The following is a 16,980-nucleotide window of genomic DNA, read 5'->3' as shown; positions in this document are numbered from 1 at the left end:
TCAGCCGGGCGTTACGGTGGGACATGAAGCCTCCGTGCGGTGCAGATTCGACACCTTCACCACATCGGAGGCTTCTCTATTGATCAAGCTCCTCTGTTAACAACGCTCGTGGTCGATACAGCTAGCAGCTTGCCGGGAGGTCCGGAAACACGACCGTCATCTGCCCGTGAGCAGAATGTCCATATGACGAAAGTGCGCGCTTTGACCGAAACCGACCTGCCCGCCATCGCCGGCATCTACGCCCACTACGTGACCACCACGGTCGCCACGTTTGACGAGACGCCTCTGGCGGCGGACGACTGGCGGGTCAAGGCCGGCGGCATCACGGGGGCGGGGCTGCCGTTCCTGGTCGCAGAGGTGGACGGGGAGGTCGCGGGGTACGCCTACGTTTCCCAGTACCGGCCCAAGCCCGCCTACCGGCACACGCTGGAGGACACGATTTACCTGGCGCCGGAGCACACGGGGCGCGGGCTCGGGCGGCTGCTGCTGGGCTCCTTGATCGACGCGACCCGTGAGACGGAGGCCCGCCAGCTCGTCGCGGTGATCGCCGACTCCGGGGATCCGTCCTCGGCCCGGCTGCACGAGAAGTTCGGCTTCGAGGCGGTGGGCCGGCTGAGGTCGGTCGGGTTCAAGCACGGCCGCTGGATCGACACGGTGCTGATGGAGCTGGACCTGCGCCAGCCCCGTTCTCCGTAGGTGAGTGATCTTCGCCGGCGGTCTCGTGGATCGATGTCGAGGAGGTCCAGGAGATGGAGTCGGAGGTCCGTTCCATGATCCGTCCGTCGTAGGGCAGACTAGGCGCGACCTGGATCGCGGGCATTGTTCTGCGGCGGGCGGCCCGCGAGCTGATGGGGCCAAGCCGGTTCGGTAGACGGGCCGAGCACCGCGGACCCGTACGTCTGAGGGTGGACTCGTTCGGCTCACAGCGGAGCGGTCCACCATTCCGACGCGACGGAAAGCCCGGCCAGGCGGAGTGCCTCGCGTTTGCCTCGTCCGCGTGGCCGCACACCACCACGCCCTGGGCCGCGCGCTCGGCCGCCTGGATGCGATGGGGCTGCGGCCGACTCTGCTCGCCGAGGACGGGACTGGGCCGTTGCCGGGGGCTCCTACGATCGGATCGTGTCCATGACGGGTGTCCGCCCTATTCCGCCGTCATGGCTGAGCGCGGCAATGATCTTGTCGGTGAGGCGTTGCATGCGTTCCGGGTCGGGTGCGGCCTGAATGATGCTGACACGCCGGTAGAGAGGCCCGGCCGGGAAGTCCAGTCCCAGCTCGACGTCGGTGCCGGCAGGCAGTCCGCCGCGCTCGACGGCGCGGTGCAGGATCGCGGCTACCTTGTTGCGGCGAACCGGCAGGCCGGAGTCCGACTCCGCGCCGTCCGCCGAACGCCCACCTGAATGATCATGCCGCGCCACCACGGGTGGAGAGAATGGCGCGATTCGCACATTCTTTGGCGGGAAACCGTTATCCATATTTCGTCCTACCCGAAATTATGGTTACGCGAACGGACGACGCGTTCTCCGTTCGAAAGTGACTAGAGCATCGGGCTGGACTCCGCGGGATGGAGCACCCAGCCCCGCGAACTGGAGTTATCAGGTGGACATCGGTAGAACGGCCGGCGTTGGCGGCTTACTCCTGGGAATGCTGCTGAGCACGGCTCCCGCCATTGCCACGCCTTCGCAGGCTGCGGCCGCACCAGCGGCCGGCCCGCGGCGCATTGTCACGCTCATCACCGGCGACCAGGTGTTCATGCAAGGCGCGACGTCCCGATCGGTGCAGCCCGCGAAAGGGCGGGAGGGAACCGCCTTTCGCACCTTTACTCTGGACGACCACGTCTACGTGATCCCGGCGGATGCCGAGCGGCTGGTTGCCACTGGCGCCGTGGACCGCAGGCTGTTCGACGTGACCACGCTGCTGGATCTCGGCTACGACGATGCTCACAGCACCTCGTTGCCGCTCATCGTGAGCCACCCGGTCGGCCAGGTGATCACCCAGAGCTACGTCGCGCCCGCCTCCGTCACCCGCGAGCTGCGCAGCATCGACGCGGTCGCGGTAGCGGCGGACAAACGTCAAGCCGGCGCCGTGTGGGACGCGCTGACGAAGGGGGACGGCGTACGCACCCTGGAGGAAAGCGTCACGCGGGTCTGGCTGGACGGCAAGCGGCGCGCGGTCCTGGACCAGAGCGTCAAGCAGATCGGCGCTCCCGCCGCGTGGGCGGCGGGTTACACCGGAGCCGGAGTCAAGGTCGCCGTGCTCGACACGGGCGTGGATCAGACGCACCCCGACCTGGCCGACCGCGAGATCGCCGAGCGCAACTTCAGCGGCTCGGCCGACAACGTGGACCGCGTCGGTCACGGGACGCACGTCGCCTCGACCGTGGCCGGGACCGGCGCCGCGTCCGGCGGCAAGTACCGGGGCGTGGCGTACGGGGCGTCCATCCTCGACGGCAAGGTGCTCGACGATTACGGCTCCGGCCCCGACTCCTCGATCATCGCAGGCATGGAATGGGCCGCCGAGCAGGGCGCCGACATCGTGAACATGAGCCTCGGCGGGTACGACACTCCCGGCCTGGACCCGATGGAGGAGGCGGTCAACCGGCTCTCCCAGCAGTACGGCACGCTCTTCGTCATCGCGGCCGGCAACTCCGGTCCGGACGGCGAAACGGTGGCATCGCCCGGCAGCGCGGCAGCCGCGCTGACCGTGGGCGCGGTGGACCGCGACGACGTCCTCGCCGAGTTCTCCAGCAGGGGCCCGACGGTCGGCGACGGCGCCATCAAGCCGGACGTCACGGCCCCCGGGGTCGGCATCGTGGCGGCGGCGCACGCCGACGGCACGATCGGCGACCCGGTGGAGAAGGGGTACACCAGACTGTCGGGCACGTCGATGGCGACCCCGCACGTGGCGGGGGCGGCGGCGCTGCTCACTCAGAAGCACCCGGACTGGACCGGGGAACGGCTGAAGGCCGCACTGTCCGGATCGGCGTCACCTCACCCGAAGGCCACCGCCTTCGAACAGGGCGCCGGCCGGATCGCCGTGGCCGCGGCCCTGGCCCAGACCGTGATCTCCGAGCCGGTCAGCCTCGGTCTGGGAACGCAGAGGTGGCCCTACGACGCCCAGGAGCCCGTCACGCGGCCGCTCACGTACCACAATCTCGGCAGCGGCCCCGTCACCCTGACCCTCGCGGTCGACGCGGCGGCTCCGGACGGTACGCCGGCTGAGGTGTTCTCGCTGAGCGCCACCACGGTCACGGTACCGGCGGGCGGCCAGGCGCAGGTCACGGTCACCGGCGACGCGCGCCGGGGCACGGCCGACGGCGTGTACTCGGGCGCGGTCGTCGCCACCACAGGTGATTCGGTCACCCGCACCCCGATCGCGATCCACCGCGAGCCGGAGAGCTACGACCTCACCCTGGCGTTTCTCGACGAGAACGGTGCGCCGACCCCCGAGTACGCCAGTACCCTCATCGGACTGGACAGCTCGTATGCCAGTTTCCCGTACGACGCCGACGGGACGGTGACGACCCGGCTGCCGAAGGGGCGCTACCTCATCGAGGGGGCGGTCTACACCCAGGCCGACGGCCGTGCCAACCTGATCGCGCATCCGGGCGTGGTCCTCGACCGTGACCTGTCGTTCACGATGGATCCCAGGACCGGCAAGCCGGTCAAGATCGTACCACCTGCTTCCGCGCGGCTCGAACTCGGGGACATCGGCTACGCGATCCAGAGCCGAACCCGCCTGTTCGGCAGCGGGATGCTCATCAACGATCTGAACGTCCTGACCACCGCCCAGCTGGGCCGGCCGCACAAGGACGACATTTTGACCGGCAAGGTGAACACTCACTGGGCCGGCGCAGGTGGGGAGGTCTACGGGCTGGCGTGGTTCCCGGCGGGCAAGATGCCGGTCGACTTCACCAAGACGGTCCAGAAGCGGGACCTCGCCACCGTCCGTGCGGAATTCGGCGCCACGATCAAGGGCCATGTCGGCCGCCGGTCGGTGTCACCCTTCCCGACGTCCGGCAACGCGTTCGTCTGGTCACTGCTGTCGGACGTCCCCCTGCCGGGCGCCCGCACGGAGCACTACTCCACCGACGGCACCGTCTGGACCGGCTCCGTGATCCAGACCGACACCGACGGTGGGATCCACGCCACGTGGACCGCTCCGGCCCAGACGTACCGGGCGCGGCACAGGTACACCGCCCGTTACATCGACGCCGTGTACGGACCCGGCGCGGCGGCCTCGGAGAATGCGACCTTGGCACTGCGTCGCGGCGACACCATGTCGATCGACGTGCCGATGTTCACGGACGGCAACGGCAACGCCGGCTTCTCCAGAACCGACCAGGCGACGACCAAGCTGTACTACAACGGCAAGCTCATCGACGAGATCGCCGCCCCCGGCTCGGGAACCTTCGAGAACGTGCCGCCCCAGCGCGGCCTGTACCGGCTCGCCACGAGCGTGGTGCGCGGGACCGCGTTCGACCTCAGCACGAGGATCGACGCGGAATGGACCTTCCGCTCGGCCCACGTCGGCGACCGCCAGTCTCCCGCGCTGGACGTCATCTTCCTGCGATTCCTGCCGCGGCTGGAGGCGGACGACACCGCGAAGGCCGGCCGGACCCAGCTCGTGCCGTTGCAACTGCAGGACCAGCGAGGGGCGAACCTGCGGCCCAAGCAACTGTCGCTCGAGGTCTCCTACGACGAGGGGAAGACCTGGCGGCAGGCCCCGATCGTGGCGGCCCACACGGCTAAGCTGTCGCACCCGAAGAACGCCTCGACGGTGTCACTGCGGGCGTCGGCGACGGACGCCGACGGCAACACCGTCAAGGAGACGGTGATCCGCGCGTACAAGCTGCGACCGTGATCCCCGTGATCCCCGTGATCCCGGACGTCCACGCGACCGCCACACACCGGGAACGCCCGGGAGACGACGGCGGAAGGAGTGCCGGCGGCTGAGGTGCCGGCCGTGGGCCTCGGTGCCGAAGTCGCCCCACCGCGAGGCCGGATCAGCCGCGCAGGGCTGATCCGGCCTTCCTCCTGCCCGGTGTCACCCCAGGTGTGAGCCGTCGCCAACTCGATCGGACCGGAAGAACGGGTCCAATTGCTCGGCAGGCTGCTGCGCGCGCAGATACGGGCGGGAGCCGTCGCAGCCGCCCGCGAGACGCGCCGCGAAGCAGTGGAGTACGCGGATTCCCTGGGCCGCGACGACCTGATGATCGCCGCATTCACCGCATGGACAGAGCCGACCGCCTGGCGACTGGCGGGTATGTGGTGAGCGGTGTGGACAAGCGCGGCCTTCCAGCTCTGGTTGGCGTGGCATGGCCGCGAAGCAGACGCATCTCCGAAGGAGGCATCGGCTGCCATTCTTCGCCACTTCTCGGCCATCTCAGATCATTCGCCCTCTCCCGGCTGACACACTTGAAGGTGTCACACCGTTTGCATCTGGACATTCGGGCGATCGAGCGCATGGCCGCACTCCTGGCGGACGCGTCCGACCCTGATCTGTTCACGCGCGCCGTCGCCCTACGCAGGCGACAGGCCACAGGAGAAAGTCCGGACGCGCTGCTGCCCGAGGCGTTCGCACTCGTTTCTGCGACGTTCGGCAGGATCTTCGGCCACCGCTGCACCCCCGCCGAGCTGCAGGCCGGCACCGCACTGTACCGCGGAGCCATGGTGGAGCTCGCCGATCGCACGGCTTGGCCCGCCGCCGCGACGCTCGCCGTCTTCCTCGGCGCCGTGGCAGGCAGGGGCGTCCATCTGATGACCGGGGACGGCGCGCCCGTCACGGCCACGGTGTGTGAGCGCCTCGGGCTGAGGGTCGCCCACCTGTCCAACGACATGGAGACGGACGAGCGACGACTCGCCTATGCGGCGGACGTGACGGTGGGACGGGTTGAGGAGTTCGGCTACGATCACCTGTTCGACAACCGCGTGTCGGGCCCCAACGAGCGGGTGCAGCGCGAGCCGTACCGCGCCATCGTGATGGAAGCCGACCTCGTCATGCTCGACCAGTCGACCACCGACCTCACCCTGGACCGCGACGGCATCCGCACGGCGTCGATCAGCGTTCGCGCCTGTCTGGCCCGGTACGAGTCCCTGGCAGGGATTGCCCCGACGGTCCTGACCGAAGCCGCCGAGTTCACCCACCTCTTTGGGCTTTCCGTGGAAAACGTCGACACGGCGCATCCGACCGCGCGGCATGACCATCCCGACCTGCTGTACACCACGACCGAGGCCAAACTGAACGGCCTTCTCGAGATCATCGCAGGTCACCACGCCGAGGCCCGGCCGGTACTGGTGGTCGCGGACTCCCCGGAGATCACCGAGCGGCTGGCCGATCTGCTGGCCGCCCGCGGCCTGCCGGTCGCATGGCCTCACCAGGAGCGCCCGCTGGCCCGCGCGGGATGCCCGGCGACGGTCACCCTGTTGAAGCAGCCAGCGGTGGAGGGCGAGGTCGCCTTGGGCGGTGACCTGGACTGGCTGGCCCAGGAACACGTACTGGCTTCGGGCCTCGACCCGGTGATCGCCTCCGGCGATGCCTGGGACGAGGCAGTGGCCGTGGCCAGGCGGGGGCTGCTCCCCGCGTGGACGGCCGACCGGGATCGGGTGGTCGAGACAGGTGGGCTGGTGGTACTGGGCGCCGAATATCCGAGCACCAGGCGCCTGGAGGCACGCCTGCGCGCGCTGGCGGGAGCACGGGGAGACACACGGATCTTCGTGGCGCTGGACGAGAGCTGGATCTGGCACCGGGATGCCGACTGGCCGCGCCGCCTCCTCCTGAAGCACATCACCGAGCCGGTGGAGGGGGCGCTGCTCGCCAGAACCGTCGAGCGTGCCAAGCGGAAATGCGAGGCGCGGATCACCGGTTATCGGCGCCGGGCGGCGGCCTGCGATGCGGTTCTCTCAGCGATCCGGGAGCAACTGTACGCCGAGCGCCGCGCGATGGTGGAAGGTGCCGAGCCGCTGGAAGCGGTCCTGGCGTTCACCGGCGAGCAGGCGCCGCCGGGAAACGTGGGCAGGGAGGCACTGCGCCTCATCGCCGCGGAGGTCATCGACGAACAGTGGACGGCCTGCCTGGCCGAGCTCACAGCGATGCGCGACGACGACGCGCAGGTACAGCGCTCTCAGGAAGCGTCGCCCGCCTTCCGGGAGAAGGCCGAGGCCGCCGACAGGGCGATGCGCGAGAGGGCAGCGAAGGCACTCACGGATCGGCTGCACGGGCTGGGAGGGTACTGGTATGTCCCGTCCAGCTCTCTCCCTCCTTGGTCGGCGCGCTGAAACGAGCTACCGGCGCGTGAGCCTGACCGGCTCGGAGGTGTCGCGGGACCGACGCTCGGGCTGGCCATCCGCAAGAAGCGTGATGCGCTGACCGTTTTTCGTTTCACGACGCCACACCTGCTGATCAGCTCAAGCTCATACACCCCTTCGGCGGACTCGACCGATGGCGGCCCGCCCAACGCGCTTCTCGCCGGCCGTGCCGAACGCACCTGGCTCGCCGAATTTCCGAAGGTACGGCGGCGCGTACGGTCGCCGGCGATCCTGCGATGCCGTCGTGGACCCGGCCATCGTGCGGGGCTGCGTCGGCAGGCGCCAGCAACGTGGCCGAGCGCCGCATCGCCTCCAACTGTTTGACCTTCGGGGCCTTCGCGGACATCCCGGGCGCGGCGAGCTCGGCCAGCCTCACCGGCGCCACCCCCATGGTGTCCACCGCGCCGCCGCCCAGCGCCCATACCGCCTCGACCTGCTCCAGCGCCTTACCCTGCCCGGTCCCGGACACGTCCGTCACCGTGGCGGGCATTCACGCCAGCGTCGAGCCCCTCCGGCCGTCGGGGACCTCCAGCAGCTCCACCGGCGTCCGCTCGGCCTGCTCAGCGCACCTGCGCTGACCTCTGGAAAGTCCTTGGCGCTGTTCCCTGAGGAATGTCCCAGGACCCCTTCGCCTCCCTGGCGGTGGGTGGTTTGGTGGGCAGCCTGCTGACGGAAACTCTGGTGCGCCGGCCAGGCACCGGCAACGTCATCCGGCCGACGTTGGTCATGGATGTGGCGATGTCTCTGGCCCTGACGCCCGACCACCCGCGTGCACGGCGCCCACCGGCTGTTGTCGACCGCAGGTGCAGCCGGAGGCTCTTTGCCGGGCGGAACCCTGGCCACCGCCTCCACCTGCTCGTCCGCGACCGTCCGGGCCGGCAAGCGCTGAGACGGGGTACGCAGGGTTCGCGATCACCGGGTGCGTCAGACCCGCGACGGAGGAGCACGGACAGCTCCTGTACCTCAGCCGTGCAGGGATGTGACAAGGGTGTCGGTCAATTCTCGCGCGAGCCGGCCGTCCGGATCGAGATCGGGGTCGAAGACGGTCACCTGGAAGCCGGTACAGCCCGGCGCTGCCAGCAGCGGAGACAGCAGTGCGATGAGCTCGTCATGCCGCAACCCGCCGGGATCGGGCGAGTCGACGGCCGGCATCACGTCGGGATCGAGCACGTCGGCGTCGAGGTGCACCCAGAAGCCGTCCAGCTCGGCTCGCTCCAGATGCGCGAGCACGGAGGCGGTGGTCGCAGCGCTGCCCTCCTGCCGGATCCGGCTGACGTTCCACACCGGGATGCCGAGGTCATGCAATTCGTCCTGGTTCGCGTCCTCGTCCCGCACACCCAGCACGACCACGTCGGAATCGCGCACGTACGGGCGGCGGCCCTCGATGTCGGTCAGGTCCGGCTGCCCTCGCCCGGTGGCCAGAGCCAGGTCCTCTCCGGCGGCCGCACCGATGCCGGTGGAGTTGCCCGGGTGCCGGAAGTCGTCGTGGCCGTCGACGAAGACCAGACCATATCGGCCGCGCCGGGAGAGCGCCAGCGTGCTGCCCAGCAGAATGCTGCAGTCTCCGCCGAGGACGACCGGAAACCGGTTCTCCATGAGGAGGGCCTCGATGCGATCGGCCAGTTTCACTGTGTACGTGGCTATGGCTGCGGCGTTGAACACCCCGTCGCCGCTTCGCCACTCGCCGCGATCGTAGCGCGGCGGAGTGAGACACCCAGCGTCCTCGGCAGCCAGGCGGAGTCGCAGGCCGTTGTCCCGCAACGCGCCGGGCAGCTTGTAGCAGCCGGGCACGGTGCCCGGCGCAGGCGGCCGTAGGCCCAGGTTGGAAGGGGCGTCGAGCAACGCTGGTCGTCGGTTCGTCACTGCCTCAACCTACCGGTGCACGCCTGTTCGGTGGCGACGATCGGAGTGCATATGATCATGAAATTGCGCAGCCCGGGCGTTTGCCCGTGCTGCAATCATCGCTTGACGGAAAGCCGCATGAAATGGCGGGGAGCTGTGATGCGAGACCCTTCGTCGACGCGACAGGTTGTCGGATGCATCGGCAGGGCGCCTCGGGGGCGGCCGCCGCTGCGCGCGGGGTTGATCGGGGCTGTGGGCGCTATCGCAGTTGGTCGCGGCGGCGGGTGAGGTAGGCGGTCTCGGCGGTGTTGCCCGCCAGTTCGATGGCTTTGTCGTAGGCCGCGCACGCCTGCTGGCCGCGGCCCAGCCGGCGCAGCAGGTCGGCGCGGGTGGCGTGGTAGGCGTGATAGCCGGCCAGCGTGTCCTCAAGGCGGTCGACGGCCGCCAATGCCACCTGCGGGCCGTCGAACTCGGCGACCGCGATGGCCCGGTTGAGGGCGATGATCGGCGAGGGATCGAGGCGGATGAGTTGGTCGTAGAGGGCGAGGACCTGTGACCAGTCGGTGTCGCGGATATCGCGGGCGGAGGTGTGCACGGCGTTGATCGCGGCGAGGATCTGGTAGCGGCCGGGAGCCGCCCCGGCGGCGGTGGCGGCGAGGCGCTCACGCACCAGCCGGTGGCCCTCGGCGATCAGGCCGGCGTCCCAGGCCCCGCGGTCCTGCTCGGCCAGGGGGACCAGGTCGCCGCCGGCCGAGACGCGGGCGGTGCGGCGAGCCTCGGTGAGGAGCATCAGCGCCAGCAGCCCGGCCACCTCGCCGTCGCCCGGCATGAGGCCACGGATCAGGCGGGTGAGCCGGATCGCCTCGGCGGTCAGGTCGGGACGTAGGGGATCGGTGTCGGGGCCGGTCGCCAGGTAGCCCTCGTTGAACACGAGATACAGGACGGCGAGTACACCGGAGACGCGGGCCGGTAGATCCTCGGCGGATGGCACCCGGTAGGGGATGCGGGCCGCCTTGATCTTGGTCTTGGCCCGGGTGATCCGCTGTCCCATGGCGGTCTCGGCCACCAGGTAGGCGCGGGCGATCTCGGGCACGGTCAGACCGCCGACCATGCGCAGCGTCAGCGCAACGCGAGTCTGCATCGCCAGTGCCGGATGGCAACAGGTGAAGATCAGCCGGAGCCGGTCGTCGTCGATGGCGCCGACAGGCTCGGGCGGGTCGTTGCCGTACACCGTCTGAGCCTCCTTGTGCTTGTCGTCGCGCTTGTTCTCGCGACGGATCCGGTCGATGGCCTTGCGGTTGGCAGTGGTGGTCAGCCAGGCGCCGGGGTTGGGCGGCACGCCGTCGGCCGGCCACCGCTCGACGGCGGCCGCGAACGCCTCGGCGGCCGCCTCCTCGGCGATATCGAGGTCACCGAAACGCCTGGTCAGGGCGGCGATCACCCGCGCCCACTCCTCTTCGTGGGCCCGGGTGATCGCTTCCCGGGCGTCGATCAAAGGAACGGCCGCACCTCGATCTTCCGATCGCAGACCTTCGACGCCTCGGCGGCGAGCTTGAGCGCCACATCCAGATCGGGGGCCTCCCACACCCAGATGCCGGCGAGATACTCCTTCGACTCCACGAAAGGCCCGTCGCTGAACACCGCCGGCTCGCCCCGGTTGTCGATGACCGTGGCGGCGTCGGTGTCCGCGAGTCCGCCCGAGAAGACCCAGTAGCCCTCGGCGATCAGACGTTCGTTGAACGCGCTGATGGCAGGCCGCCTGTCCGTGCTGCCAGGATTGCTCTTGTCATCGATCACGGAAACCAGATATTGCATCTGAAGATCAACTCCTGTGGTGTCAAGGCGGCGTGGTTCAGGCCGTTGGCGCATACTGCGGGCGCCCAGCCGGCCGGTAGACCGCGATCGACACACCCTTGGAGTCGACCCGCGATTCGACCAGGTCGAGCGCAAGATCCGGGCCCGCTGCGGGGAACAACCGCGCGCCCTGGCCGACGACCACCGGGACGGTGATCAGCATCATCTCGTCGACCAGGTCGTTCTCCAGCAGCCACTGGACCAGGATGCCACTGCCGTGCACCTGCAGCTCACCCCCGGGCCTGGCCTTCAGCTCACCGATGGCCGCCGCAAGGTCACCACCGAGAACGGTCGTGTCCTGCCAGCGCGGGGCGGTGAGCGTGGTCGAGGCAACGTACTTGGGGGCCTCGTTCAAGGCCACGCCGATGGGATGGGCGCGCATCTGGTCGATGGATCCCCAAGAGCCGGCGAACAGCTCGTAGGTGTGCCGGCCGAACAGGAACGCCTCGGCGCGCTGATAGGTCTGCGTGATGAACGCCCTGGTCTCGTCATCGCCTTTCCCCAACGCCCAGCCGCCGCGCTCGAATCCGTTCCTGCGGTCATCCGACGCGGCGCCGTTTCCCTGCATCACGCCATCGAGGGTGACCTGAGTCATGGTCGTCAGCTTCATGATCGCGATTCCTTTGACTTGGCGCCGCCCCTTGCGGGCGGCCTCACCCCTGCTACGAACACCACCGCCCCGATCCGACACCACCTCCCGGATTTCTTGAAGAACTGGCCGGGGCTCCGGTCTCGTCAGCGATCCGACGGCACGACGGCTTCACGGCGACGGCGCTCCGCCTCCTTGATCGCGCCCAGCACGGACGGGGATCTGGGGCCAGATCGATCGCGAAGACCCTGGAGGCGGGTGGCCTGGCCTGGCGCTGGCGGGGATGTCGGTCAGTGCCTGATGCGGTACCAGTGCGGGTCGAAGGCGATCCCGGTCTTGCGTCGCAGCCGCCGTACCAGGTCGTGGACCGCCGAGCAGGTCAGCGCTCCGCCGGGACCGGGATCGTGCACGGCGTCCTGAATCTGGGCCGGGCGCCGTTGTCGTTGACCCGCGACTGGACCGTCACCGTCCGTTCGGCGGCCGCCAGGTCCTGGTGGCGCGCGCCCAGCGCCTCGCCGATCCGGATCCCGCTGTCGTGGAGCAGCGCGGACAAGCGCCAGTCCAGCCCCTGCCGGCCGAGGAAGGTGAAGCAGTCCTGCAGATCGGGAGCGTACGCCTTGATCGTGTTGGGGATCGTCCGATGTCGGTCAGGTACGCCAGACAGGCCTCGATCGGCTGGACCGGCCGCCTGCATGCTTCCTCCGGTGATCCAGCAGACAGATGACAGGATGAGCCGTTCGTCATGGACGCCGTGGACAGCGGCCAGGCGCTACAGACAACGGCCGCTTGTGAAACAGCCTCGGAAGTCGTGAAGTCCCGGTGCTCACGTTCCGGTCGTAGAGGATGCCGACTGGCGGCGCTGCTGTCGCAGGAGAGCGCGGATGCGGGCGGTGGTGACCATGATCCCGGTTGCTGCGGTCAGGCCGACTGCGGCGAGGAAGGTCGGCCAGATGTGGGACAGCAGGACAAAGGTGACGCCGCGCCCGCCGGTGATCAGTTCCAGGATGCGCGGCAGGAAGGCAAGCACCGGCGACGGCAGCAGATAGGGGACGAGCCGGAGCGTCGTTCTCCAGGGGGCAGCGGTGGCGCGGCGCTGCGCCCAACGGCGCGCCCGGCGAGCTTTGACGGCCCCGCCTGTCGCGATCGAGATCGCGGCGGCGAGGGCGGTCAGGTCGGCGATGAAGGCGAGCGGGAGCGGGGCGCCCGTGCCGGGCGTGCCCTGGGTCAGGGCGATGAGTCCTTCCATGACGGCCTCGACGTCGGCCTCCAGCGGCATGCGGCTGTTGGACATCAGCGCGATGCCGTACCCGCTGCCGGGCAGGAGCACCATGGTGGCCGTGGAGGTGAAGGACGATCCGGGGTGCGTGATCTGCCGGGGCCCGCCGTAGGGGTCGGGATTGTCCCAGCCGAGGGCGTAGCGGCCGTCGGGTGCGCTGGGCCGATGCAACTCGCGCAGCCCTTTCTTGGACAGGACGGTGCTCGCCGCGCCACGGGTGTGCAGGGCCAGCCAGTTGGCGAGGTCGTCGGCGGTGGTGACGATGCCGGCCGAGCCGGCGACGAACCGGTCGGGCTCGGTGCGTGGCCAGGTGATCCCGAGGAAGCGGTTGTGCCCGTCGATGAGGCCGGGTACCGGGTCCTGCCAGCTGTCGACGGTCACGGTCGAGGTCATCCGCAACGGGGTGAACACCCGCTGGGCGAGGTATTCGGCGAAGGGCAGCCCGCTCACCACTTCCACCAGCCGAGCGGCGACCCAGTAGTTGGGGTTGTGGTATTCGTGTCGCCGGCCCGGCAGGGCGGCCAGCCTGGCGCGGCGCAGGTCCGCCACGGCTTGGCGCAGGGAGTCCGGCTGGGGTAGACCGGCCTCAGGGTGGGTGGTATCCGACATGCCGGAGCTGTGGTCGAGCAGCTGGCGAACGGTGATCTGCTCGGCTCTGGGGTCGGCCATGGCGAATTCCGGCAGATGGCGCGCGACGGGGTCATCGAGCCTGAGGTCGCCGGCCTCGGTCAACTGCATTACCGCCAGGGCGGTGAACGACTTCGACAGTGATGCGATCCGCATCGGTGTCCGGCTGGTGACCGGCTCGCCACGCGCGTCATGCCCGTATCCGCCGGTGTGCAGGACGCGCCCGTTCTTGACGAGTGCCACCGCGACGCCGGGCAGGCGAGTGGGGCCGAGATTGGCCGCTACGACCTCGGCGATCGCGGCCGGGGCTGGCTGCGCCGCCGCGGCGGCGGGTGCGGCCGGCAAGCCGAGGCAGCACGCCACCACGGCGACCGCGCTGGTCATGAAGCGCCTTGTCATCACGTTCACACGTACTCCTGTGCAGAGGGGCGGAGGGAAGAGGGCAGGGCTGAGCGACCGGGCGGCACTCCGGCCGTCCAGTGGTCAGATCCGGGGGTTAGTCGTTGAGGAAGCGCACGATGGCCAGGACCCGGCGGTTGTAGCCGTCGGCGTGCGCGAGGCCGAGCTTGTCGAAGATGGCGTTGGCGTGCTTCTCCACCGCGCTGCGCGACACATGCAGCCGTCCGGCGATCGACTCGTTGGTATGCCCCTGTGCCATCAGGGTGAGCACCTCGTGCTCGCGCACGCTCAGCCGGGCCAGGGATGTGGTGTCGCGTGCACGGTTGAGCAGCCGCCGGACGACCTCTGGGTCGAACGCCGTGCCGCCGTCCGCCACCCGCCGCAGCGCCTCCAGGAAGTCGCCGACCTCGACCACCCGGTCCTTGAGCAGGTAGCCGACCCCGCGTACCCCGCCGTCGACAAGCTGGGCGGTGTAGCGCGTATCGACGTACTGCGACAGCACCAGCACGCCGATCCCAGGGTGCCGGCGCCGCACGGCGAGCGCGGCCCGCAGGCCCTCGCTGGTGAAGGTCGGCGGCATGCGCACATCGGCGATGACCACCTCCGGCTGATGCTCATCACACGCGGCCACCAGCCCTTCCCCGTCGCCGACGGCCGCCACGACCTGGTGGCCGTCCTCGCTCAGCAGCCGGGTCAGGCCCTCACGCAGCAGCGTGCTGTCTTCGGCCAGGACTATGCGCATGGCAGCTCCACCCGCAGCGTCGTCGGCCCTCCGCCGGGGCTGTCAAGGTCGAAGCGGCCGTCGTAGGCGGCTACCCGGCGGGCCAGGCCGGACAGGCCGCGGCCGTCGGGGCGGGCGCCGCCGACGCCGTCGTCGCTGACACGTACGCGCAACGTGCCGGCGGCTTGGCGGACCTCGACCTCAACCCGTTGAGCCTGGCTGTGTTTGAGCGCGTTCGTCACCGCCTCGCAGACCACGAAGTAGGCGACCGTCTCCTGGGCCGAGCCCGGCCGGAACGGAACGTCGTAGTCCAGGTTGATCGGCACGCTGGAGCGTTCGACGAGCGACTCCAGCGCCGCCGGCAACCCGCCGTCGTCCAGCGCCACCGGGTAGATCCGCCAGGCCACCTCCCGCAACTCCTCCAGAGCGCGACGGGATTCCTCCCGCGCCTGCCGGAACAGCGCGGCGGCAGCGCCGGAGTCGTCGAGGCGATGGGCGCGGCCTAGCAGCATGCCCAGCGCGACCAGTCGCTGCTGCACGCCGTCGTGCAGGTCCCGCTCGATCCGCCGACGCTCGTCGTCGACCGCCTCCAGCACCTCTGCCCGCGTCCGCGACAGTTGCTCGACGCGGCTGCGCAGCGCCTCCTTGTCGCTGGGCGCGAGTCCCCATTCCGCCAGCCGCCGTTCCAACGCCGCCAGGCCGATCAGGGCCTGCGCCGCCAGGAAGATGACGAGGAGTCCGAACGCCGTCCAGGTGATCGGGTCGTACCAGCTCATCTCGGCACGCTGCTCGGTACCGCCGGACAGCGCCCGCCAGCTCAGCGTCACCCAGATCCCGACCAGCACCAGCACCCCGCCGCCGAGCCCGCCCACGACGCCGCGCATCGCCACGTACGCCAGCGCCCGCCCCTCAGCCAGACCAGGGGCGACGCTGCCACCCAGCCAGCGATTGACGCGGACCCGATCGGCCTCGGCCAGCCGCCGCGCGCCGCGGAACGACCAGTGCCGGGCAGAGGGTATGGCCAGCAGCGGCATCGCGAGGACGACCCACGCCAGCTCGACCACGGCCATCACCGCCCCGAGCACCAGCCCGACCATGCCACGTACTGCCGCCCACGCCACAACCATGGTCACGAACTCTAGACAGCCGCCCGGCGACAGCACATTGAAGGTTTCCACAAAGCCGACCAACCGCGAGTGTCCTGGGTGGGGGACCCGTTCGGGGCTTGAGCAGAATCCGCACGGCCAGTGACGTTGCGGAGCCCGGCGGGCCCGGCTAAGCGTCACTGGTCGGACGCACCGTCGAAGTCCTCGCCCGCATCGGTCTGCTCGATGATGACCGCGTCCCCGTCTTCGACAGCTGGCTGGCCGGCAAGCTGAGCGGCCTCGCTCCCGGCATCGCCGCCGACGTCGAGGCATGGGCCCGCCTACCGCACGAGGGCGGGCCTCGCCAGCGAGCGCGCAGCATCCAGACCGTCTGGAGCTACCTCACCGAGATCCGGCCTGCCCTGCTCGACTGGTCAGGCACCTACGATCACCTGCGGGAGGTCACCCGCGACGCGGCGCACCGGACACGCTCGAAGCCGCTCTCCGCTGACACTCTTCGCGACGTTCAGCGCGCCGAACCAACCGAGAGGTTGATCAGTAGGGGGCAGGCGCAGTTCACGTCCATCATGGAGTAGTGACAATGTGTGGCTGGCTGGGCGAACGGCCGAAACCGCAGCGCTGCGCAAAGTCCTGACCACGCTGGATTCGGTGGGCATGCGTCCAGAAGGGCGGGCACATGCCCGCCCGAGCATTTGAGGCAAGCGGCTGCTGCTCGAACAGTGGCAGCCGAGGACAAAGCTCGACGAGCCCCGCGGCGCCTGGCCGCATCGCGCGAGCCCGTCGGTTCACCGCCGTCTCCAAGACTGCGGGCGTGAGCACCGACTTCCTCTATCGTCACCCCGAACTACGTGCGCAGATCGAACGGCAACGAGCCAAGTCCCGCGGCAGATCTCGCCCCTCGGCCGCAGATGATGAGCCCGCCGCCTCATCTTCGGCCGCTGTGAGGGTGCTCGCGCGCAAGCTGGAGGAAGAACGAGGCGCTCGGCGCCGTGAGGTTGCGGAACTGCGCCGAGCATTGGAAGCAGCTCACGTGGAGGATCTGGAGCTGCGCCGCCGCCTTGAGCGATACGAGCCGGCATGATGATGCTCAGGGAGTAGGTCAGCGGGCGGGTGGTGCTCGCGGCGAGGAGGTCTCCATCGGCTGGTACTCATCAGTGAGATGGTGACGGGGACTTCGGTGATCTCAAGATGTCCGGTCGGTGCTCGTTCATCCCCATTGGGAGGCGGCATGGGAGAGCAGGTCCCCGTTCTCGAGAAGAAGA

The 16,980-nt window shown here is 69.6% G+C and carries 15 protein-coding genes; 6 read left to right on the top strand and 9 right to left on the bottom strand.

Annotated features, from left to right (window positions below):
* Positions 1 to 192 precede the first annotated feature (192 nt).
* Positions 193 to 696, top strand: a complete 504-nt coding sequence (locus ADY59_RS13315) for a GNAT family N-acetyltransferase (protein ID WP_231618702.1) — start codon at positions 193 to 195, stop codon at positions 694 to 696.
* 410 nt (positions 697 to 1,106) lie between these two features.
* Here the strand turns inward: ADY59_RS13315 and ADY59_RS13310 are convergent, their stop codons facing one another.
* Entirely contained in the window at positions 1,107 to 1,472 is a 366-nt protein-coding gene (locus ADY59_RS13310) for a TetR-like C-terminal domain-containing protein (RefSeq protein WP_082310078.1), read from the bottom strand.
* 367 nt (positions 1,473 to 1,839) lie between these two features.
* Here ADY59_RS13310 and ADY59_RS13305 point away from each other — a divergent pair, with 367 nt between their 5' ends.
* The 4 genes from ADY59_RS13305 to ADY59_RS49900 all read left to right on the top strand — a co-directional run bounded on the left by ADY59_RS13305 (position 1,840) and on the right by ADY59_RS49900 (position 7,882).
* Positions 1,840 to 4,860 carry a S8 family peptidase gene (locus tag ADY59_RS13305; protein ID WP_231618698.1) on the top strand — a complete coding sequence of 1,007 codons (3,021 nt, stop codon included), beginning with the start codon at positions 1,840 to 1,842 and terminating at the stop codon, positions 4,858 to 4,860.
* A 237-nt stretch (positions 4,861 to 5,097) separates the two neighbouring features.
* Positions 5,098 to 5,271, top strand: coding sequence for a hypothetical protein (locus ADY59_RS48680; protein ID WP_197093607.1), 174 nt, complete (start codon positions 5,098 to 5,100; stop codon positions 5,269 to 5,271).
* A gap of 161 nt (positions 5,272 to 5,432) precedes the next feature.
* Positions 5,433 to 7,274: a preprotein translocase subunit SecA gene (locus ADY59_RS13300; protein WP_049562024.1), complete on the top strand. Its 1,842-nt coding sequence runs from the start codon at positions 5,433 to 5,435 to the stop codon at positions 7,272 to 7,274.
* A 320-nt stretch (positions 7,275 to 7,594) separates the two neighbouring features.
* Positions 7,595 to 7,882, top strand: a complete 288-nt coding sequence (locus ADY59_RS49900; protein ID WP_156325464.1) for a hypothetical protein — start codon at positions 7,595 to 7,597, stop codon at positions 7,880 to 7,882.
* A 385-nt stretch (positions 7,883 to 8,267) separates the two neighbouring features.
* Here ADY59_RS49900 and ADY59_RS13290 read toward each other — a convergent pair whose 3' ends face one another.
* From ADY59_RS13290 to ADY59_RS13255, 8 genes are all read right to left on the bottom strand, one after another.
* A complete protein-coding gene (locus ADY59_RS13290) occupies positions 8,268 to 9,167 on the bottom strand; it encodes an arginase family protein (protein ID WP_049562021.1) in 900 nt (299 codons plus the stop codon).
* Positions 9,168 to 9,405: 238 nt separating this feature from the next.
* Positions 9,406 to 10,641, bottom strand: a complete 1,236-nt coding sequence (locus tag ADY59_RS13285) for an RNA polymerase sigma factor (protein ID WP_049562019.1) — start codon at positions 10,639 to 10,641, stop codon at positions 9,406 to 9,408.
* Positions 10,638 to 10,961 carry a YciI family protein gene (locus ADY59_RS13280; protein ID WP_049562017.1) on the bottom strand — a complete coding sequence of 108 codons (324 nt, stop codon included), beginning with the start codon at positions 10,959 to 10,961 and terminating at the stop codon, positions 10,638 to 10,640. Before ADY59_RS13280 ends, ADY59_RS13285 begins: the two co-directional genes overlap by 4 nt.
* A gap of 37 nt (positions 10,962 to 10,998) precedes the next feature.
* The gene (locus tag ADY59_RS13275; protein WP_049562016.1) at positions 10,999 to 11,610 is read right to left on the bottom strand and encodes a dihydrofolate reductase family protein; all 612 of its coding nucleotides are present in this window, start codon (positions 11,608 to 11,610) and stop codon (positions 10,999 to 11,001) included.
* Between the two features lie 358 nt (positions 11,611 to 11,968).
* Positions 11,969 to 12,142, bottom strand: a complete 174-nt coding sequence (locus tag ADY59_RS49895) for a hypothetical protein (protein WP_156325463.1) — start codon at positions 12,140 to 12,142, stop codon at positions 11,969 to 11,971.
* A gap of 270 nt (positions 12,143 to 12,412) precedes the next feature.
* Positions 12,413 to 13,891, bottom strand: coding sequence for a serine hydrolase domain-containing protein (locus ADY59_RS13265; protein ID WP_231618701.1), 1,479 nt, complete (start codon positions 13,889 to 13,891; stop codon positions 12,413 to 12,415).
* Between the two features lie 97 nt (positions 13,892 to 13,988).
* A complete protein-coding gene (locus tag ADY59_RS13260; protein ID WP_049562013.1) occupies positions 13,989 to 14,633 on the bottom strand; it encodes a response regulator transcription factor in 645 nt (214 codons plus the stop codon).
* Positions 14,624 to 15,739, bottom strand: a complete 1,116-nt coding sequence (locus ADY59_RS13255) for a sensor histidine kinase (RefSeq protein ID WP_049562011.1) — start codon at positions 15,737 to 15,739, stop codon at positions 14,624 to 14,626. The genes ADY59_RS13260 and ADY59_RS13255 overlap by 10 nt, the downstream gene beginning before the upstream one ends.
* A gap of 790 nt (positions 15,740 to 16,529) precedes the next feature.
* Here ADY59_RS13255 and ADY59_RS49890 point away from each other — a divergent pair.
* A complete protein-coding gene (locus ADY59_RS49890) occupies positions 16,530 to 16,799 on the top strand; it encodes a hypothetical protein (protein ID WP_156325462.1) in 270 nt (89 codons plus the stop codon).
* Positions 16,800 to 16,980 lie beyond the last annotated feature (181 nt).

The sequence above is a fragment of the Nonomuraea sp. SBT364 genome (assembly GCF_001083785.1).
In the GTDB taxonomy this organism is placed as follows: domain Bacteria; phylum Actinomycetota; class Actinomycetes; order Streptosporangiales; family Streptosporangiaceae; genus Nonomuraea.
This window is presented reverse-complemented; position numbering and strand designations above follow the sequence as displayed.